Genomic DNA, 19,755 nt, shown 5'->3' with positions numbered 1-19,755 from the left:
TTCCCACGACCTCGCCCGTCGATGAATGGAAGAACAAGCCAGCCGGCAGCGATCCGCTCAGGTCGAATGCAGGCGCGGGGAACCCGCTGACATTCGGAGTGAAGTCGAACGAGTCCGCCACGGTCAGCTCGCTGGCAGGCGGCGATCCGCCGAGAGTGGGCGCTTCGTTGATCGTCACCGTGACGTCGTGGGAGGAGGTGCCGCCGGTGTTGGAGGCGGTGAGCGTGATCGGGTACTCACCACCCGCACTCTCGGCCGGAGTTCCGCTGATCACACCGCTTGCGTCCAGGTTGAGGCCGTCAGGCAAGGGCGAGGAAGTGGTCACCTCGGGGGTGGGGGTGCCGGTCACGGTGGGGGTGTATATGAACTCGGTTCCGACAGCGCCTGCGGCGGTTGGATCGCCGGTGATGGTGGCCGACGGGGCCGTGGTGTAGCCGTTCCAGGTGGGAGTGGTGAACCCGTCGGGAGCAGTGGGAGTGCCGTACTTGGCCACATAGTGCAGGGTCAGTGACCCACTCGCGGTGTCGAACGAACGAAGCTCGTTCGTGCTGGCCACGACTTCGGGGGCCGGACCCAAGAATTTCACCCTGATTAGGTCTGGATTCTCGTTGTACGCCCATTCGCCGATGGCCGTGACGGTGGCCGGGATCGTGACGCTTTCAAGTTCGTTGTCATGAAACGCAAAGGCGCCAATGGTCGTGACGCCTTCGGCAAGCGTGACGCGTTCTAGGTCATTAAAGTGGAACGCCCATGCGCCGATGGACGTGACGGTGGCGGGGATCGTGACCTTTTTCAGTTGGTTTGCGAAGAACGCCCATTCGCCGATGGACGTGACGGTGGCAGGGATTGCGACGTCAATGAGGCCGTTGCTCGAAAAGGCAAAAGCGCCGATGGTCGTGACGGAGTAGTCGTCGCCGCCGATGCTCACGACAGCAGGGATGGTGACATCAGCGCCCTGGGTGCCGTCGTAGTCGGCGACCGTGGCGTGACCGGTGTCAGCGTCCGCGCTGTACCTGATCCCATCAACGGTTCCGGTGGCGGCCTGTGCGGGGGTGGCGGCAAGGACGATCGCCACAAGAACGCCGCATAGTCCGAGAGTCAGTGAGGTTGAGTGGTTGGCAGTGCGCGACGTGGTGCGAGAAGAGATGAGGGCCTCCGAGTGCGGTCCAATGCTTACAGGCAGGCTTTCACAGATCGTCAGCTGCGTACATCACGCAGCTCGTGGCGGGAAGTCGGCGGTCTCGATCGCAGCCCTCCTACCAGGTGCGCCACCTACCGCACACATCGCCCTCGGGCGGATGCGGTCTGATTCTGACGTGGTCCGACGCGTTCTCACGCGATTCAAACAGCCACCGCTCTTGCGGAAACCGCACGATCGCGCGTGGTTTCGGTGGTGGGGAGGGCGGGGCTCGAACCCGCGACCCAGGGATTATGAGTCCCCTGCTCTAACCAGCTGAGCTACCTCCCCCAGGTGGGCAAGCCTATCGGCTGCGTTGTCCGTAGGGTCAGGCCATGAGCCGTGACATGCAGGTCCAGGACAGCATCGTGATTGCGGCAGAGCCGCTGGCTCTGTACGAGCAGGTCGCCGACCCGTCCCAGATGGGTCGCTGGAGCCCAGAGAACCGCGGCGCCGAGGTGCCGATACCGGGCCAGCCGGCCACTGTTGGCACCAGCTTCGTGGGGTCGAACCGCCGCGGCCGAGCCACCTGGGTGACGCGTTGCACCGTCACGGCGGCGGACCCTGGGGTGCGCTTCGCCTTCGACGTGCGCCAGATCGGGGCAAGGCAGCCACGTTTCAGAGGCCGGATCGCTTCGTGGTCGTACGACTTCGAGCCAGTGGTCGGCGGCACGAAGGTCACCGAGACCTGGACCGACAATCGGCGCAACTGGCCCGATGTGGCTGCCAACGTATTTGACAAGACCGTGACGGGCGGCCGCACGTTCGCCGACTTCCAGCGCCGCAACATCGCGAAGACGCTCGCCCGGCTCAAGACAGATTTCGAAGGGACGGCCGCTCAACCCCGCCCGTGATCCGCGTCGGGATCAACCCGACGAGATCTCAGGCCTTGTCTTGCATGCTCGAACGAGCCGGATTGCCCTGAGCGTCCGCCTTGGGGTCGGTCTCGTCCTGCTTGGCGCGCACACCTGACTCGACCTTGTCCCCGAGGGCCTGGTCGACATTGCGCCAGTATTCGAAGGCACGGGTCAGCACCTTCTCGCTGACTCCGTTCAGCAGATGCCCGACGATGTTCTGCACCAACCGCTCCCGCGCGTCGTCGTCAAGCACGTCGCGCACCATCGTGCGCGCCTGGCCCCAGTCGTCGTCCTCGGCGTGCAACGTGTACGCCGCGCGCACCATCTCGCCGTCGGCCTCCCACCGGCCGCCGTCGTCGCTCAACGACGGGTCGGCGCTCGGCCCGCCGTAGGAGTTCGGCGCGTAGACCGGGTCCGACACGTTGTCCATCCGCAGGTGGCCGTCCTTGGTGTAGCTGTGCACGGGCGACTGCGGTCGATTGACCGGAATTTGGCGGTAGTTGCTACCCAGGCGAGCCCGGTGGGCGTCGGAGTAGCTGAAGCCGCGCGCCAGCAGCATCTTGTCCGGCGACAAGCCCGTTCCGGCCACGGTGTTGTTGGGCTCGAACGCGGCCTGCTCGATCTCGGTGTGGTAGTCAGAGACGTTGCGGTTCAGCGTGAGCCGGCCGACGTCCTGTAGCGGATAATCGCCGTGCGGCCACACCTTGGTCAGATCGAACGGGTTGAAGCGGTAGGTCTTGGCGTCCTCGAACGGCATGATCTGCATCTTCAGAGTCCAGCTGGGGAACTCCTCAGCGGCGATGTGCTCGAACAGGTCACGCTGGTGGTAGTCGGTGTCCGCCGACGCCATCTGGTCGGCCTCATCCTGGGTGAAGAACTCGACGCCCTGGTCGCTGATGAAGTGATACTTCACCCAGAACCGTTCACGATCGGCGTTGATCCACATGTAGGTGTGGCTGGAGTAGCCGTTCATGTGTCGCCAGGTGCGCGGTATGCCCCGGTCGCCCATCAACCAGGTGACCTGGTGGGCCGATTCGGGCACCAGGGTCCAGAAGTCCCACTGCATGTCGTGGTCGCGCAGGTTGTTGTCGGCCCGACGCTTCTGCGAGCGAATGAAGTGCTGGAACTTCATCGGGTCACGCATGAAGAACACCGGCGTGTTGTTGCCGACCATGTCGAAGTTGCCCTCGTCGGTGTAGAACCGCAGAGAAAAGCCGCGCGGGTCGCGCCAGGTGTCTGGACTGCCGCGTTCGCCGGCCACGGTCGAGAACCGGGACAGAACGTCAGTCGTGGCGCCGGGCTGAAAGACCGCGGCGCGTGTGAAGGCGCTCACGTCGTGCGTGACCTCGAAGGTGCCGAAGGCCCCGCCGCCCTTGGCGTGCGGCTGACGCTCGGCGATCCGCTCCCTGTTGAAATTTGCCATCTGCTCGATGAGGTAATGGTCCTGCAGGAGCAACGGTCCGTCCGGCCCGACGGAGAGCGAGTGCTCGTCGCTCGAGACGGGCACACCGGCATCGGTGGTGGTCGGGCGGGCTTCTGGATCAGTCATGGGTACTCCCGGCTCGATGCTGGACCGACCCGTCGCGATCGACCCTCACACCGGGCCCGTACCCACGTCGCGGCACACGTATTCATGTCCGCCGGTACGCAGGCAGCCCGACGCCGCACCTGCTGCGCGACACCGGGCTGCGAACTGCTCCCCCACTTGGACTTGAACCAAGAACCCTTCGATTAACAGTCGAATGCTCTGCCAATTGAGCTATGGGGGATCGGCTCCGCACTGCGGCGAAGCACGGTGACCGATCCTAGCAAGGCGACCACGCAGATGTCGCATCGCCTCAGCCTCGATCGTGCGGACCTGGGACTCGGTGAGGTCGAGGTGTCGGGCCACCTCCCGGCGACTCATGGGCGGTACCGACCCGACGCCACATCGCAGGCGCACGACGTCGTCCATGGGTGCCGCGAGTCCGTCGAGCCACGTCCACGCCTCGTCGGGTTCTTGCCCGTCGGCGTGGTCGGCGACCAGCGCGGACTCGAGCCGGTCCGAAGATCGCAGCGCCGCCCCGATCCAGGCCCACGCGTAGGTCGCGAGACGCACGCCACGATCAGGATCAAAGCGGTCCACAGCACGCATCAGACCGATGGCGCCGGCTTGCACCCCATCGCGCAGCGTCTCGCCCCGTAGCCCCTGCAGCAACGCCCGCTGCACCACGGCGCGCATGCCAGCAACCACCAGCGCTGACCGCGCCTCCTGGTCCCCCGCGCGGGCCAGCCCGGCCAGCCGACGCTCCTCGTCGGACGTCAGAGGCGTCTGCTCCAGCAGCTGGCGCACGAAGGAGTCCATGCACCCAGCGTGTGCCGCCCCGGTACGCAGCCGCGGCGCGAAGGCTCAGACTGTGGACGCCGGAATGGTCTGCGTCAGCTGGGGATGCCGAGCGAGCGGTCGCGGGTCTGACGTAGCTGCTGCTCCAAGGCGATCAGCTCCCCGAACATCCGGTTGTAGACATCGGGCTGGTCGACGGGATTGGTGCGCTGCAGCCTGGACTTGATCTCGCCGACCTTGCGCGACAGCGTCAGCACCTGCAGCCGGGCCAGCACCGAGGAGACGACGGCTTCGGCGTTCTTCTCGCCGGCACGCATCGGCTCGACCGCTGCCACGTCGAGCACCTGGCGCAACGCCGGGTCCTCAACTCGGTCGGCGACCGTGGGCAGCCAGGTGGGATCAGGCTTGTCGGGCCAGCGGGTCGAGCCCAGGTGCTGCCACAGTGCGCGTGAGGCGGCGTGCGTGAAATCGTCGATGTCGATGTCGTCGCGGTGGGTGCGGGCCAGCTCGGGGTGCTGGACGATCGCCTTGAGCGCCTCGCGCTCATCAGCCAGACCGGGTGCACCGAAGCCTGACGTGATGGGCGGCCCCACAGCCACCGCGGGAGACTCCTCGGCCGGTGCGTCCGAGCGCGGCGTCAGTTCTCGTCGGATCAGATCTGGTTTCGCCGGCCGGGACGCCATGGCCTTGTGCTCGGCTCGAACCTGCTCGATGTCGACACCCACACGGCCGGCGATCTCCCGGAACAGCTCGTCGACCTTGGACCGGTCGCGGATGGCGGTGGACAGCCCGACCGCTTCGCGCACCGCATCGATGCGCTGGTCGCCTCGGTCCAGGTCGTAGCTGGAGAGCACGTTGTCCAGCACGAAACGGTACAGCGGAACGCGCGAGCCGATGAGATCGCGCACCGCGGCATCGCCGTCGGCCAGGCGCAGGTCGCACGGGTCCATGCCGCGCGACTCGACGGCCACATAGGTCTGGGAGACGAACTGCTGATCACCGCCGAAGGTCTTGAGCGCGGCGCGACGGCCCGCCTCGTCGCCGTCGAAGGTGAAGATGACTTCGCCGCGAAATGCGTCGTGATCAGCCATCAGGCGGCGCATGACTCGGGCGTGGTCCTCGCCGAACGCCGTTCCGCAGGTGGCGACGGCCGTGGTGACACCGGCCTCGTGGCAGGCCATGACGTCGGTGTAGCCCTCGACGATGACGGCCTGACTGGCGCTCGAGATGGACCGACGAGCCAGATCGATGCCGTACAGGACCTGACTCTTCTTGTAGATCGGCGTCTCGGAGGTGTTGAGGTACTTGGCTTCGATCCGGTCGTCGTCGAACATGCGTCGCGCGCCAAAGCCGATGATTTCGCCGGTCATCTCCCGGATCGGCCACATCAACCGACTGCGGAAGCGGTCGTACAGACCGCGGTTGCCCCGCGCGCACAGTCCACCGGTGACGAGCTCGTCATCGGAGAAGCCCTTGGCGCGCAGGTGCTCGGACAGGGCCTCACCAGAGCGCGGCGAGAATCCCATGCCGAATCGTTCGGCCGCACTCTGGTCGAAGCCGCGGTCCGTGACGAACTGGCGGCCCGCCGCCGCGTCGGGCGACGTGGCCAGCTGGGACGCGTAGAACTCACCCGCCACGCGGTGCGCCTCGAGCAGTCGGTTGCGTTGCTGCGGATCGCGACGCGGGCCGGACGGCACGTCGCCCTCTTCGTACTTGAGGATGATGCCGTACTTGGCGGCCAGTCGTTCGACGGCCTCGACGAAGCTGAGCCCCTCGATCTCCATCAAGAATCGGTACACGTCGCCGCCGGCTCCGCAGCCGAAGCAGTGGTACGAACCGACCGACGGACGCACGTTGAACGACGGCGACTTCTCGTCGTGGAATGGGCACAGCCCCTTGCGCGAGCCTCCACCGGCATTGCGGAGCGTGACGTACTGCTCGACGATCTCGTCGATGCGGGCACGTTCTCGGACCAGCTGGATGTCCTCCTGCTTGATCCGACCTGCCATGTAGCGATCCTACGACGAGTGACCGGGGGTCAGTCGAGCAGGCGCAGCGCCCACGAACGCGCTGACACATCGGTCAGGCTGGCCACCTGGTCGATGATGGCCCGACGCCGACCCGTGTCATCGGCTGCGGCATGGAAATCGGCCGCGAAGTCAGGCTCGAGAGCGCGCCCCTCCCCCGCAGCGAGTGCCGTGACCAGGGCCAGCAGCAGCTCACGCTGACGGTCCTGCACCGAAGCCCGTTGGTCGGTGCGCATCACGTAGTGGGCGGCGAGTGCTTTCAGCACCGTGATCTCGTCACGGGTTTGTTCGGGCACCTCGACATCGGCCTCGAAGCGAATCAGCGGTCCCGCGCCCCACCGCGCGACGGTGGCTGCCTGCGCTGCCATGGCGAAGCGGCCGATCAAGGCACTGGTCAGGCTCTTGAGCGCCGCGTGGGCGCGACGGCTGCCGTCAAAGGACTCCGTGGGCCACTCGACGAGCGCCTGCAACCGATCCAGAGCCGCACCCATGCGTACGTCGCTGGCTGTGGCGTCGTACCAGTCGCGCGCCGTCTCATAGATCGCGGCGGTGTCGAGGGTGGCCGGATCGAGAGCGAAGTAGCCACCAAACACGCCGTCCTCGACATCGTGCACCGAGTACGCGATGTCGTCGGACAGGTCCATGACCTGCGCTTCCACAGGGCGTCGATGATGCGGGGCGTCTGCCCGCAACCACGCGAACACCTCGGCGTCGTCGGCGTAGGAGCCGAACTTCCCGCGTGCGTCGTCGGGAGCGTCGTCACGGCCCCATGGGTACTTGACGCAGGCCGACAAGGTCGCGCGGGTGAGGTTCAACCCGACGCTGCGGCCGAGCTCGAGGGAGTACGCCTTCGACTCCAACCGGCTGAGCAGCCGCAAAGTCTGGGCGTTGCCCTCGAATCCGCCGATGTCCGCGGCGGCCTGATCCAGGGCCACCTCGCCGTTGTGTCCGAACGGCGGGTGGCCAAGGTCGTGCGCCAGCGCGGCGGAGTCGACGATGTCGGGATCGCAGCCCAGCGACTTGCCCAGCTCACGCGCCACCTGGGCGACTTCCAAGGAGTGGGTCAGCCTGTTGCGCACGAAGTCGTCGGTGCCGGCGCCCATGACCTGGGTCTTGGCCGACAGTCGTCTCAGCGCCGAGGAGTGCACGACGCGCGCCCGGTCGCGTTCGAACGGCGTGCGTCCGGCGCGCTTGGGTGGCTCATCGAGGAAGCGTTCGCGCGCCTCTGGGCCATAGTCCTGAGTCATCGTTGGCAGGCTATCGGCTGGGACGGAACCGCTGTCAGAACTTGCCGTGGCGCGGGCGCGGTTGGCAGCTCGGGCAGCTGAAGGACGACCGATTCATGAAGGCGTCGCGGCGGATCGGTGTGCCGCACCGCTCGCACGCCCGGCCCTCCTGCCCGTACGCCTGCAGCGAGCGGTCGAAGTAGCCGCTGGCGCCGTTGACGTTCACGTAGAGCGCGTCGAAGGACGTGCCACCCTGCGCGAGAGCTTCACGCATCACCTCGATCACGTGGCCCAGCAGCGCGTCAACCTCGCGCCGCAACAGATGACGAGTGTTGCGGGCGAAGTGCAAGGGGGTGCGCCACAGCGACTCGTCAGCGTAGATGTTGCCGACTCCCGAGATGAGCGTCTGGTCGAGCAAGGCTCGCTTGACGCCGGTCTCTCGGCGGCGCAGGCGGGCCGCGAACTCCTCGGCGTCGAAGTAACGATCCAGTGGATCGCGAGCGATGTGCATGATCTCGCGCGGCAGCACCTGGTCGTGCTCGACCGGCATGGTCTCGCTGAACGACATGCCGCCGAAGATGCGCTGGTCGGCGAAGCGCACCTGCTGGCCGTCGTCGAGATCAAGCGTGACCCGCTGGTGGCGGGTGGGTTCAGCCGCCGGTTCGCTGACCAAGAACTGGCCGCTCATGCCCAGATGGCACAAGACGGCGTCGCCGGCGCCCGTGTGGTCCAGCTGCAGCCACAGATACTTGCCACGGCGACCGATGCCAGCGACCCGGCGACCGATCAGCCGATCGGCGAAGTCCAGAGGGCCGGGAAGGTGTCGCCGCAGCGACCGGACGTCATGCACCGTGACGCCGGTGACGCTGCGGCCGACGAGGTGGTCGAGCAGTCCGCGGCGGACGACCTCGACCTCAGGAAGTTCAGGCACCGCCGGACAGCTCGAGGTCGATGCCGCCCCACGCGATCTCCGCGACCATCTGCTCGGCCTCCTTCTTCGATCGACCGGTTCCTCCCTCGAAGAGCCGGTCACCCACGCGGACCGCCGCCGTGAAGGTCTTGTCGTGATCGGGGCCGGTGCCCGCGAGCGTGTACTGCGGGACGCCGAGGTCGTTGTTCGCGGCGATCTCCTGCAGTGACGTCTTCCAGTCCAGCCCGGCACCCAGCTCTGCGGCGCTGGCGATGACCGGGTCGAAGATCGCGTGGATGACCTCGGAGGACCTCTCGATGCCGAACTGCACGTAGATGGCGCCCAGCACGGCCTCGACGGTGTCGGACAGGATCGAGGCCTTGTCGCGACCGCCGGTGGTCTCCTCGCCCCGACCCAGCAGGATGTACTGGCCCAGACCGAGATCGCGGGCGACGACGGCCAGCGCCTTGGCGCTGACGACGGCGGCCCGCAGCTTGGCCAGCTGGCCCTCGGGCAGGTCGGGATGCGTCGTGAACAGCGCGTCGGTGACGACGAGCCCGAGCACCGAGTCGCCCAGGAACTCATAGCGCTCGTTGTTGGGCACCTGCCCGTTCTCGTACGCGAACGAGCGGTGCGTCAGGGCATGCTCAAGCCGATCGGTCTCCAGATCGGGCACGCCCAGGACGCGCCGGAGCTCGTCGAGATCCTTCGACTGATGCGGCACCGAGTCGGTCACCGTGGGAGCTGGTTGCTCAGCGCCGGTGTGGTTCAGAGGACTTGGCGGCGCTCGCCGCGCGCGCCGTACTGACCGCACACGGTGCAGGCGTGGTGCGGGCGCACCTTGCTGTCACACGCGGGGTTGGCACAGTCGACGATCTGGGTGACCGTGGTCTTCCACTGCGACCGGCGGTGGCGCGTGTTGCTGCGCGACATCTTCCGCTTCGGGACTGCCATGATTACTCCTCGAGTTCTGTGTCTGTCAGCTGGCTGAGGCTCGCCCACCGGGGGTCGATGGCCTCGCCGTGCGTGTGTTCTGGATCATCCGCGAGTCGTGCTCCACATGCGGGGCACAATCCCGGACATTCCGGACCACACCACGGGTCACGCGGCAACGCTTGGAGCACTGCTTCCCGTAGTACAGGTTCGAGGTTGATCTGCTCATCCTCGAGGGCGTAGTCCTCCTCCGACGCATCCTCGAACACGTACAGCTCCTGGATGTTGGCGGTGAAGTTCTCACCGATGTCATCCAAGCACCGCACACATTCTCCGGACGCATGTGCCGAGAACGTTCCTGTTGCCAGGACACCATCCATGATGACATCGAGCCGGAGCTCGATCTCGATCGTGGAACCCTCGGGCACGCCGTAGACGTCGTGGCCCAGATCTGCCGGCGCCTTCACGGACAGGTTCACCGTGCGCTCGTTGCCAGGCTGACGACCCCACCCGCGGGTGTCGATCACCAAAGGTCCCGATGGCACGTTGAGCTTCCGTTCAGGTGCGTGACAGATCTTCGACCTGCAAGCAGGCCGACGCCCATCGTATCGCGGCGGCCATGTTGGTCCTAATCATGGCCCACTCCTCGTCCTGCGGGACGGTGTCGGCATCGGGTGGGACACTTCGACCATGGTGGACGGCACGGTGCTCCACGCTGATCTCGACTCGTTCTTCGCCTCCGTCGAGATCCGCGACGACCCCTCCCTGCGGGGTCGTCCGGTCATCGTCGGCGGAGGCGTGGTCTTGGCGGCCACCTACGAGGCCAAGGCCTTCGGCGTGCGCACCGCGATGGGCAGCCGGCAAGCGCTGGCGTTGTGTCCGCACGCGATCGTGGTGCCAGCCCGGTTCTCGGCGTACACCGAAGCGAGTCGGGCGGTGTTCGACGTCTTTCACGACACCACTCCCCTGGTCGAGGGCCTGTCGATCGATGAGGCGTTCCTCGAAGTCGGCGGTCTTCGCCGCATTCGCGGCGCCCCGTCTGCCATTGCCCAGCAGCTGCGCGTCGACGTCCGCCAGCGGGTCGGTCTGCCGATCTCGGTCGGTGTGGCCCGCACCAAGTACCTGGCCAAGATCGCCAGCGCCGTCTCCAAGCCAGAGGGTCTGCTGGTGATACCGATCGAGGGTGAGCTGCAGTTCCTGCACGCCCTGCCCGTGGAGCGATTGTGGGGCGTCGGCAAGGTCACAGCAGCCAAGCTGCACGCGGCACGCCTCACCACGGTCGGCGACCTGTCCAGACTTCTCGAAGTCGAGCTGACGCAGCTGGTCGGCGTCGGTGCCGGTCGCCACCTGCATGCGCTCAGCCAGGGCCGCGATCCCCGCACGGTGCAGGTCGGACATCGTCGATCTTCCATGGGAGCCCAGCACGCCGTGGGTCGTGGCCCGCACGATCTGAAGACACTCGAGGTCACCCTGCTGGCCCTGGTCGACCGGGTCACGCGCCGCATGCGGTCCGTGGGGCGCACCGGCAGCACCATCACCCTGCGACTACGGTTCGACGACTTCACTGCGTCCACCGCGGCTCGCACCATGGCTCGGCCCACCGCTCACACCGGCGAGATCCTCGACGTCGCGCGTGGCCTGCTGCGAGCCAGGTGGCCCGAGATCCAGCGGCGCGGCTGCACCTTGGTCGGGGTCTCGATCGGATCGCTGGACGACCAGCCCGAGCAGCTGGTCCTGCCGCTCGACCCGTCCTCGGAGCACGCCCTCGACGACACCATCGACGCGGTCCGCGACAAGTTCGGCATCGGCGCGGTCCGACGTGCAGCCCAGCTCACGCAGCGTGAGAACGACGCCCAGCCGATCCTGCCCGACTGAACCGAGGCCGTCTGCGGCAGAGCGTGAAGGCGTGGCAGCGCAGCGTGCGCGTTCCCCGCCGCAGACGCCTGCTGCGAGGCGTGGTGAGGTCGATGGCTCGAGCGAGCCTTTGGGTGCGGTTCGCCTCGCTACGCTCACGGTCGCTGCGCTCCCTGGCGAACAGGAACAGCGAGCCCTCGGGTGCGGTTCGCCTCGCTACGCTCACGGTGCTGCGCTCCCTGGCGAACAGGAACAGCGAGCCCTTGGGTGCTGTTCGTCTCGCTGCGCTCACGGTCCCGGCGCTCTCTGGCGAACGCGCAGGATCTACGAGTACTTCTTCGTCAGCTGCTCAAGGACGACCGGCGGCACCAGGCCCGAGACGTCGCCACCGTGCTTGGCAACCTCCTTGACGAGGCTGGACGCGAGAAACGAGTAGTCCGGCGACGTGGGAATGAAGACGGTGTCGACATCGGTGAGGCTGCCGTTCATCTGGGCCATCTGCAGCTCGTAGTCGAAGTCCGTGACGGCGCGCAGCCCCTTGACGATCGCGCCGATGCTGTGAGTGATGCAGAAGTCGACGAGCAGGCCGTGAAAGAAATCGCACCGGACGTTGGGCAGGTGACTGGTGACCTCATCGAGCAGCTCGATGCGTTCGTCGATGCTGAACAGACCCTGCTTGTTCTCATTGACCAGCACCGCAACGACGACCTCGTCGAACAGGTGCGCCGACCGCTCGATGATGTCGATGTGCCCGTTGGTCACGGGGTCGAAGGAGCCGGGACACACGACCTTGGTCATGTCAGTGCTCTCGTCGGCGTGGCCACGTCAGTGACCGTACCAAAGCGTCGTCTCGCCATATGCCTTGTGCCGCAGTGGCTCGATTCCCTCGGGCCACAGGAACTGGTCACGGGTGGATCGCTCGACGACGATCAACGCGTCCGTGGCCAGAGCGGGTCGCACCGCGCTGACGAGCTCGGCCACAGCGGAGGTCTCGACCACGTAGGGCGGGTCGAGGAAGACAAGATCGAACTCTCCCACCGGCGCCGTCGAGAGGTACCTCGCCGCAGTCGTCCGCGCGACACGGCCCGATACGTCGAGCGTCGCGAGATTGCGCGTGATGGTGGCCGCTGCCTTGGCATCGGACTCCACGAACACGGCCGTGGCCGCACCGCGCGACAACGCCTCCAGGCCCAGTGCCCCGGAACCGGCGAACAGGTCGAGCACCACGAGGTCATCCAAGCCACCGAGCTCAGACTCCAGCGACGAGAACAGCGCTTCGCGCACTCGGTCGCTGGTGGGACGGGTGCCATCTCCCTTGGGCGTCTCGATGCGTCGCCCGCCACGAGCTCCCGCAATGATCCGCGTCATCTCAGGTCCTCTCCAGATAGTCAGCCTGCTCAGAGGACTCCAGCGCGGCGACGGCGGCGGCGAGCTCGGGGTGCGACGTGAGCCCGGGATCGTCGTGCACGACCTGCTCCGCGGCGTCCCGCGCTTGTTCGATGACATCGCCGTCACGGACGACGGACAACAACCGCAGGCTCGAACGGACGCCCGACTGCCGAGATCCGAGCACGTCACCCTCGCGCCGCAGCTCGACGTCAAGGCGGGACAACTCGAACCCGTCGGTCGTCGAGGCCACCGCGGCAAGCCGTTCGGCGGCCGGAGAGTCCGCATCCGTGTCAGTGACCAGCAGACACAGTCCGGCCTCGGAACCACGACCGACACGACCACGCAGCTGGTGCAGCTGGGAGATGCCGAATCGGTCGGCATCCATCACGACCATGACGGTGGCGTTGGGGACGTCCACGCCGACCTCCACCACGGTGGTGGCCACCAGCACGTCGATCTCAGCGGCCGAGAAGGCCCGCATGGTGGCGTCCTTCTCATCGGCCGGCATCCGGCCGTGCAAAGTGCCGACCCGAAGGCCGGCCAGTGGGCCAGCCACGAGCTCATCGTGCATCTCGATCAGCGACCGTGTCTCGCTCAATGACTCCTCCCCGCCGTCAGATCCGATCCGCGAGACCACGACGTAGGCCTGCCGACCTCGGCTGACCTCCTCGCGCACCCGCTCCCACGCGCGCTGCATCCACGCCGGACGTTCGGCCGCAGGCACGACGGTGGTCTGGATCGGCTGGCGGCCGGCGGGCAGCTCGGTGAGCGTTGAGATCTCGAGGTCGCCAAACACCGTCATCGCGATCGTGCGCGGGATCGGCGTCGCGGTCATGACCAAGACGTGAGGCGTCACCTCGGCCCGGTCGGCCAGAGCGGCCCGCTGCTCGACGCCGAAGCGATGCTGCTCGTCGACGACCAGCAGGCCGAGCTCGGCGAACTGGACGTGGTCCTGGATCAGGGCATGGGTGCCGATCACGATGCCCGCCTCGCCCGATGCCGCGTCCAGCAGCGACTCCGTGCGGGCCTTGGCACCCATCGATCCGGTGAGCAGTCGTACCCGGGTGGCGCCGTCGGCGCCGCCGAGCATGCCGCCCTTGGCCAGATCACCCAGATGGGCGGTGATGCTGCGGTGATGCTGGGAGGCCAGGACCTCGGTGGGTGCCAGCAACGCCGCCTGTCCCCCAGCGTCGATCACCTGCAGCATCGCGAGCAGGGCGACGATCGTCTTGCCCGAGCCGACTTCGCCCTGCAGCAGGCGGTGCATGGGGCGGCTTCGGGACAGGTCGGTGGCGATCTCCTCAAGCACAGCGCGTTGCCCGTCAGTCAGCTCGAAAGGCAGCGCGGCGGCGAATCGCTCGCGCAGACCGGCCTCGACTGGTGCACGCGTCGCAGAGTGCTGCTCGCCCAGCGCATGTCGGCGCTGGGCGAACACCGCCTGCACGACGAATGCCTCCTCGAACCGAAACCGGTCGCGAGCCAGCATCGCCTCGGCGATGGTGTGGGGCCGATGGATCGACTCGAACGACTCGCCCGCATCCGGGAACCGGTGTGCTGATCGCAGATGCTGTGGCAGCGCATCGGGCATCGCATCGACCGTGTCGAGACACATGGCCACGGCCCGCTCGATCGACCACGACGGGACCTTGGCGCTGGCCGCATAGATCGGCAGCACTCCTCGGGCGAGGCGGGACGCGGCGACGTCGCCCTCGTCCTCGATCAGGTCGTGAGCAGGATGGGTGAGCTGTAGCTGGTGGTTGAACGAGCCGACCTCGCCGGAGAACAATCCTGTCCGTCCCGGCGTCATCTGCTTGGGCAGCCAGGGCTGCTGGAAGAAGGTGAGAGTCAGCTGCTGCTTGCCGTCGGTGACCACCACCTCGGTGCGGCTGCGGCGCGGCTGATTGCGGAACGGGATCACCTTGGCGCTCACCACCTCGGCCAGCACCGTGGCGTACTGGCCAACCTGCAGCGCCGACAGGTCAGTGGGGCTGCCGATCTCGGCATACCGGCGCGGGTAGTGGCGCAGCAGGTCCTCCACGGTCCGCAGGCCGAGCGCCTTCTCCATCGGTTTGGCGGTCTTGTCGCCCACCGCGGAGGAGAGCCTCGTCGACATCGTGACCATGGCGCTACTCGACGGCAAGGAAAAGGGGGTAGTTCTCCTGACCACCCTCATAGACGACGAGGTCAACATCGGGCCGGTTCTCGCGCAGATAGGCCTGCACCTGCTGCTCGACCGCGGCGTCGCCGCCTTCACCCAGAACGATGGTGACCATCTCGGCGGCCGGCGACAAGATGCGCTCGAGCACTTGGCCGGCGACCGACGCTACGTCAGGACCCACCACAGCGAAGTCGCCCGCGATCACGCCCAAGACGTCGCCGGCCTGGCAGGGTCCGGCCATGGTCATGCCCGGTTCGGTGGCGATGGTGACAGCGCCGTGCTGGGTGTAGGCCGCGGCGCTCGACATGGCGACGACGACCTGGTCGAACCCCAGACCCGGGTCGTGGACGGCGAGCGCCGCGAGGCCCTGCACCTGCGCCTGGGTGGGAATGACAGCGACCCGAATGCCGTCCTGGCGCGCCGCCTGGGCTGCGGCCTCGAACTGCCGGACGAAGCGCTGGTTGTTGGGCAGCACGACGACTTCTTCAGCCCCTGACCCGGAGATGGCGGCGGCCATCTGCGCCGTGGACAAGGGGCTGTCTCGGGTGAATTCCAGAGCGACGGCGCCCGACGCGCGACACAGCTCGGCCAAACCGGCCCCCGTGGTGGCAGCCACGACGATGCGGCCCTGTCGGGGTCGGCGAGCGATCTGATCCGCGAAGTGCGTGACGGCGATGCGATACGGCCGACCTGCAGCAATGCCGGCCTCGATGGCGGCGCCCACGTCGTCGACGTGCACGTGGACGTTCCACAGCCGGTCGCCGCCCACCACGACCAACGAGTCGCCCAACGGCCCCAACGTGGCACGGAGATCGCCGATCTGGTCATCGGCAGCGTCCAGCAGGTACATCACCTCGTACGACGGACCATCGGGGTCGAGGTCGTCGCCGGCGACGATCGGTACCGGCAGTCGCGCCGTCACGGGTTGCGGCCGTCGGCCGGTGAGCGCCTGGCCTGCGGCGTCGAGCACCACGACCAGGGCACGTCCGCCGGCGTCGACCACCCCCGCCTTGGCCAGAATCTCCATCTGCTGCGGCGTGCGCTCCAGCGCCTCGCGAGCAGCATCTGACGCCGCGGTGAACACCGAGCGCCCTTCGTCGCTCCCGTCGTGGGTGGCGGCTGCTGTCTCGGCGCCGATCGCAGCAGCGCGAGCGACCGACAAGATGGTGCCTTCGACCGGCACCCCAACCGACGCGTACGCAGCATCCGCAGCGGCCACGAAGGAGCGCGCCACGTCGTCAGGACCGATGCCCGACTCGAAGGGAAGGTTCTGAAAGCAGGCGCGGACCAGCTGGGAGAGGATGACGCCGCAATTGCCCTTGGCGCCCATCAGCAGGCCGTCGCTGTACGCACGGATCAGCTCGGGCAGTGGCGTGTCGCCCGGCAGCGCCTCGACGGCCTCGGCTCCAGCGACGAAGGTCAGGTACGCATTGGTGCCGGTGTCGCTGTCCGGCACGGGAAACACGTTGAGCGCGTCGATCTCGGCGCGAGTGGCTGACAACGCCTCGGCACACAACCGGGTCCACGCACGGAACGCCGTTGGTTTGAGTACCAGTGCCATGCGCCAGAGGCTATCGTCCCGGGAGCCGACGCCCCCGGATTCGCGTCGCCCGCAGGTCGTCGGCTATTCTTGAGCGGTTGTCGTCGGGCTCTTGGTCCGCGGCACCTCGTGATTTCCGATTCGTCTAGTTCTTCAGGAGTTTGCCGTGGCTGCGGTCTGTGACGTGTGCGGCAAGGGACCTGGCTTCGGCCACAACGTCTCCCACTCGCACCGACGTACCAAGCGTCGTTTTGATCCGAACATCCAGCGCGTCCGCGCGGTGGTGTCGGGCACCCCGAAGCGCCTCAACGTGTGCACGGGTTGCCTCAAGGCCGGCAAGGTCTCGCGCTGACGTTGTGACTGCCTCACGCGCAGTTCACGCCGTCACGAACGACGCACTCGGCGATCTCGACGCTGTCGGGGTCGCCGCTGCGATTGCTGGTGGGTCCATCAGTGCCCGCGAGGCAGCTGAGGCTGCCGTCGCGCGCATCGACGCGGTCAACGACCGCCTCAATGCGATCCAGCACCCCGACCTGGATCGAGCGCTCGAGCAGTCCCTGACGCCCACCCCCGGCATCCTGTCCGGGGTTCCGAGCATCGTGAAGGACAACACCAGGGTCGTGGGCCTGCCCACTGACATGGGCTCGCTGGCCATGCGGTCGCGTCCCGCCACCGCCGACGACCCATTCACCGCGCAGTTCCGCAGCATCGGGCTCGGGATCCTCGGCAAGAGCACCATGCCGGAGTTCGGGTTCAACGCCTCCACCGAGTACGCCACGGTCGCCCCGACCCGCAACCCGTGGAACACCGGCTACTCCGCTGGCGGATCCTCCGGCGGATCCGCGGCCCTCGTCGCGTCCGGCGCGCTGCCGATCGCCCACGCCAACGATGGCGGTGGGTCGATCCGCATTCCTGCTGCGGCCTGTGGCCTGGTGGGCCTCAAGCCCACGCGCAACCGGGTCGTGCCAGCCGCCGAGTCCGCGACCATGCCGGTCGACATCGTCTCCAACGGCGTCGTCACGCGCACGGTTCGCGACACCGCCCACTTCATGGCTGGCACCCAGCAGTTCGCCCCAGCCAAGGGCATGGTGCCTCTCGGTCTGGTCGAGGGCCCGTCCGATCGCCGTCTGCGCGTCGGAGTGGTCATGCACTCCGTCACCGGAATCGACACCGATGCGGACGGCCAGCGTGCCGTCACCGACGCCGTTGACCTGCTGGCGTCGCTGGGCCATCACGTCACCGAGGTGCCGCTGCCGGTGGACGAGAAGTTCATGGAGGCGTTCAAGCACTACTGGGCGCTGTTGGCCTTCAGCACGCAGAACTTCGGCAAGCGCGTGATGCACAGCCCCGATTTCGACAAGTCCTTGACCGACGGCCTCACGCAGGGTCTGTCCACATCATTCCTGCGGCAGGCGTGGCGGCTGCCCTTGACGATTCGGACCCTCAAGCAGTCCGAGCGCCAGTACCGCGACGCCTTCACCGACGTCGACGTCATCGTGTCGCCCACCCTCGGTTTCGTCACGCCACCGCTGGGTTTCCTGAATCCGGCCGCAGGGTTCCAGGAGCACTTCGACCGGTTGATCCAGTACGCGGCCTTCACCCCGCTCAACAACGCCTCGGGCGGGCCCGCGATCTCCTTGCCGCTCAGCACCAGCACGGCGGGCATGCCGGTCGGTGTGCACATCTCGGCGACCCACGGTGACGAGCAGACCTTGCTCGAGCTGGCCTACGAGCTCGAAGCTGCACGGCCCTTCCGCACCATCTGGCGCTGAGGTCATGCACCCGCACGAGCCACAGGCTGAGCCCAACTAGGTCGCTGACGCTTTCTCACCGTCGGTCGCAGGCGGCGTCTGGGGCGAGCGTGGTCCTTCGCAGACCCGCAGGCGCACTCGGCCTCAGCGCCAGTGCTGGTGGCCGGTGTCCCCGTCGAAGGCGGCGCCTGCCACCGTGACGCCTGCGCCCTTGTCCACCGAACCCACCACGGTCCATCCGGTCGGCACCAGCGCCGAGGGCGGGAACGTGGCCACCAGTCCGTAGTCGTCCCCGCCGGTCAGCACGAAGGTCAGTGGGTCGATCTGCAGCGCCTCGGCGACGGTGAGGACCGCCTCAGGAGGAGTGAAAGCGGTCGGATCGATGTCGATGGCGACTGCGCTGGCCTCTGCGACGTGTCCCAGGTCTGCCAACAGCCCATCACTGATGTCGGTCATGGAGGTGGCTCCGGCGGCGGCCGCCTCCGGGCCAGCCTCGTACGGAGGCTCCGGGACGCGATGTGCCGCTACCGCCGCCTTCGGCGAACGGAACCCCCTGCTGAGGGCGGCGAAGCCCGCGCCGGCAAGGCCCGTTCGTCCGACGACAGCGACGAGGTCGCCCGGCTGAGCGCCGTCGCGTCGAACGACGCGGGCGGCCTCCCCGATGGCCGTGACCGCGATGACGATCGTCTCGGATGAGGTGACGTCACCCCCCACGACGTGCGCACCCACGCGTGCTGCTTCCTCCTCGAAGCCACGCGCCATGTCCACCGCCCACTCGATCGGCAGATCAGCCGGCGCTCCGAAACCGATCGTCAGCGCCGTGGCGGTTCCGCCCATCGCATTGATGTCAGACAGATTGCAGGCAGCGGCCTTGGTACCGATCTCGTGGGCACTGGACCAGTCGCGTCGAAAATGGCGGCCCTCGATCAGCAGATCCGTGGAGATCAGGGTCCCTTCGGGTCCGGTGGCCACGTGCGCCGCGTCATCGCCGGGACCGATCAGGACGAGTGGACCGGTGCCGAGCTGCCGCACGACAGCGTCGATCAGACCAAATTCGCCGATCTCGCCGATCGTGGTCGGCTCAGGGGTCGAGCGGCGGTGGGTCATGCCACCCATTGTCGCGCAGTCGACTCTCGGATTCAGTACGCCACATCGGGTAGGTTGTGCCGAGCCGCCGGTGGCGGCGGCACGACCGAGGAGGCGACATGTCCGTTCAGGCATACATCCTGGTTCAGACCGAGGTGGGCAAGTCCGCAGAGGTGTGTCGCGCGATCGGCCAGGTCGAGGGCGTCACGGTGGCCGAGGACGTCACCGGCCCGTACGACGTCATCGCCCGCGCCGAGGGAGCGTCGGTCGACATGCTCGGCACGCTGGTCGTCTCGCGCATCCAGAGCATCCCCGGGATCACCCGCACGTTGACGTGTCCCATCGTTCGCATCTGACGTGGGCCGAGTCGCCGTCGGCGTACTGACCGCCGTTCTGGTCCTGACTGGCTGCGGCGGCGGGCTGTATCAGTTCCCGACCGATCCTGGCACCGCGACGTCGTGCCGCTCACTGGTGTCGTCGCTGCCCGACCTCGTTGCCGATCAGCAGTCGACGCCGGTCGACAG

The 19,755-nt window shown here is 67.4% G+C and carries 19 protein-coding genes and 2 tRNA genes; 5 read left to right on the top strand and 16 right to left on the bottom strand.

The genetic code is table 11. The annotated features are described in order from the left end of the window. Both WB508_RS06045 and WB508_RS06040 read right to left on the bottom strand, forming a co-directional pair. Positions 1-1,075 (bottom strand): leucine-rich repeat protein (locus tag WB508_RS06045; RefSeq protein ID WP_423843980.1); only part of this gene is annotated, 1,075 nt, incomplete at its 3' end. Between the two features lie 316 nt (positions 1,076-1,391). Further along, positions 1,392-1,468, bottom strand: a tRNA-Met gene (locus tag WB508_RS06040). A gap of 44 nt (positions 1,469-1,512) precedes the next feature. On the opposite strand from WB508_RS06040, the gene WB508_RS06035 reads away from it, so the two are divergent. Further along, entirely contained in the window at positions 1,513-2,031 is a 519-nt protein-coding gene (locus tag WB508_RS06035; protein ID WP_423843979.1) for an SRPBCC family protein, read from the top strand. Between the two features lie 28 nt (positions 2,032-2,059). Here the strand turns inward: WB508_RS06035 and WB508_RS06030 are convergent, their stop codons facing one another. The 9 genes from WB508_RS06030 to WB508_RS05990 all read right to left on the bottom strand — a co-directional run bounded on the left by WB508_RS06030 (position 2,060) and on the right by WB508_RS05990 (position 9,932). Beyond that, on the bottom strand, positions 2,060-3,583 hold the full coding sequence (locus WB508_RS06030; RefSeq protein ID WP_423843978.1) for a catalase: 1,524 nt from the start codon (positions 3,581-3,583) through the stop codon (positions 2,060-2,062). Between the two features lie 147 nt (positions 3,584-3,730). Continuing rightward, positions 3,731-3,803: transfer RNA gene (locus WB508_RS06025), tRNA-Asn, on the bottom strand. Then, positions 3,794-4,378: a sigma factor gene (locus tag WB508_RS06020; protein ID WP_423843977.1), complete on the bottom strand. Its 585-nt coding sequence runs from the start codon at positions 4,376-4,378 to the stop codon at positions 3,794-3,796. Before WB508_RS06020 ends, WB508_RS06025 begins: the two co-directional genes overlap by 10 nt. A gap of 74 nt (positions 4,379-4,452) precedes the next feature. Beyond that, entirely contained in the window at positions 4,453-6,366 is a 1,914-nt protein-coding gene (gene dnaG, locus WB508_RS06015) for a DNA primase (protein ID WP_423843976.1), read from the bottom strand. Between the two features lie 29 nt (positions 6,367-6,395). Continuing rightward, complete coding sequence (locus WB508_RS06010) at positions 6,396-7,631, bottom strand: deoxyguanosinetriphosphate triphosphohydrolase (protein WP_423843975.1); 1,236 nt, start codon at positions 7,629-7,631, stop codon at positions 6,396-6,398. Positions 7,632-7,665: 34 nt separating this feature from the next. Beyond that, positions 7,666-8,541 carry a bifunctional DNA-formamidopyrimidine glycosylase/DNA-(apurinic or apyrimidinic site) lyase gene (gene mutM / locus WB508_RS06005; RefSeq protein WP_423843974.1) on the bottom strand — a complete coding sequence of 292 codons (876 nt, stop codon included), beginning with the start codon at positions 8,539-8,541 and terminating at the stop codon, positions 7,666-7,668. Further along, complete coding sequence (gene rnc / locus WB508_RS06000; protein ID WP_423843981.1) at positions 8,534-9,244, bottom strand: ribonuclease III; 711 nt, start codon at positions 9,242-9,244, stop codon at positions 8,534-8,536. Before rnc ends, mutM begins: the two co-directional genes overlap by 8 nt. A 44-nt stretch (positions 9,245-9,288) precedes the next feature. After that, on the bottom strand, positions 9,289-9,474 hold the full coding sequence (gene rpmF, locus WB508_RS05995) for a 50S ribosomal protein L32 (RefSeq protein WP_423843973.1): 186 nt from the start codon (positions 9,472-9,474) through the stop codon (positions 9,289-9,291). A gap of 2 nt (positions 9,475-9,476) precedes the next feature. Then, the gene (locus WB508_RS05990) at positions 9,477-9,932 is read right to left on the bottom strand and encodes a YceD family protein (RefSeq protein ID WP_423843972.1); all 456 of its coding nucleotides are present in this window, start codon (positions 9,930-9,932) and stop codon (positions 9,477-9,479) included. A 211-nt stretch (positions 9,933-10,143) separates the two neighbouring features. Here WB508_RS05990 and dinB point away from each other — a divergent pair, with 211 nt between their 5' ends. Next, on the top strand, positions 10,144-11,328 hold the full coding sequence (gene dinB, locus WB508_RS05985; RefSeq protein WP_423843971.1) for a DNA polymerase IV: 1,185 nt from the start codon (positions 10,144-10,146) through the stop codon (positions 11,326-11,328). Between the two features lie 303 nt (positions 11,329-11,631). On the opposite strand, the gene coaD is transcribed toward dinB, so the two are convergent. Genes coaD through WB508_RS05965 form a run of 4 tightly spaced genes read right to left on the bottom strand, consistent with a single transcriptional unit; the run spans position 11,632 to position 16,415 of the window. Further along, on the bottom strand, positions 11,632-12,105 hold the full coding sequence (gene coaD / locus WB508_RS05980; RefSeq protein ID WP_423843970.1) for a pantetheine-phosphate adenylyltransferase: 474 nt from the start codon (positions 12,103-12,105) through the stop codon (positions 11,632-11,634). A gap of 27 nt (positions 12,106-12,132) precedes the next feature. Continuing rightward, positions 12,133-12,675 (bottom strand): 16S rRNA (guanine(966)-N(2))-methyltransferase RsmD, encoded by a 543-nt coding sequence (rsmD, locus tag WB508_RS05975; protein WP_423843969.1) that lies wholly within the window; start codon positions 12,673-12,675, stop codon positions 12,133-12,135. A gap of 1 nt (position 12,676) precedes the next feature. Beyond that, a complete protein-coding gene (recG, locus tag WB508_RS05970) occupies positions 12,677-14,818 on the bottom strand; it encodes an ATP-dependent DNA helicase RecG (protein ID WP_423843968.1) in 2,142 nt (713 codons plus the stop codon). A gap of 4 nt (positions 14,819-14,822) precedes the next feature. Next, positions 14,823-16,415, bottom strand: a complete 1,593-nt coding sequence (locus WB508_RS05965; protein ID WP_423843967.1) for a DAK2 domain-containing protein — start codon at positions 16,413-16,415, stop codon at positions 14,823-14,825. A 145-nt stretch (positions 16,416-16,560) separates the two neighbouring features. On the opposite strand from WB508_RS05965, the gene rpmB reads away from it, so the two are divergent. Then, positions 16,561-16,746, top strand: a complete 186-nt coding sequence (gene rpmB, locus WB508_RS05960; protein ID WP_423843966.1) for a 50S ribosomal protein L28 — start codon at positions 16,561-16,563, stop codon at positions 16,744-16,746. A 4-nt stretch (positions 16,747-16,750) separates the two neighbouring features. Next, a complete protein-coding gene (locus tag WB508_RS05955) occupies positions 16,751-18,166 on the top strand; it encodes an amidase (protein ID WP_423843965.1) in 1,416 nt (471 codons plus the stop codon). Positions 18,167-18,289: 123 nt separating this feature from the next. Here WB508_RS05955 and WB508_RS05950 read toward each other — a convergent pair whose 3' ends face one another. After that, positions 18,290-19,252, bottom strand: a complete 963-nt coding sequence (locus WB508_RS05950; RefSeq protein ID WP_423843964.1) for a thiamine-phosphate kinase — start codon at positions 19,250-19,252, stop codon at positions 18,290-18,292. A gap of 98 nt (positions 19,253-19,350) precedes the next feature. On the opposite strand from WB508_RS05950, the gene WB508_RS05945 reads away from it, so the two are divergent. After that, the gene (locus tag WB508_RS05945; protein WP_423843963.1) at positions 19,351-19,587 is read left to right on the top strand and encodes an Lrp/AsnC family transcriptional regulator; all 237 of its coding nucleotides are present in this window, start codon (positions 19,351-19,353) and stop codon (positions 19,585-19,587) included. Positions 19,588-19,755: the final 168 nt, after the last annotated feature.

The sequence above is a fragment of the Aeromicrobium sp. genome, from assembly GCF_049586495.1.
Classification (GTDB): Bacteria; Actinomycetota; Actinomycetes; order Propionibacteriales; family Nocardioidaceae; genus Aeromicrobium.
Note: the sequence above shows the minus strand (reverse complement) of the source record. Positions and strands in the feature narration are given on the sequence as shown.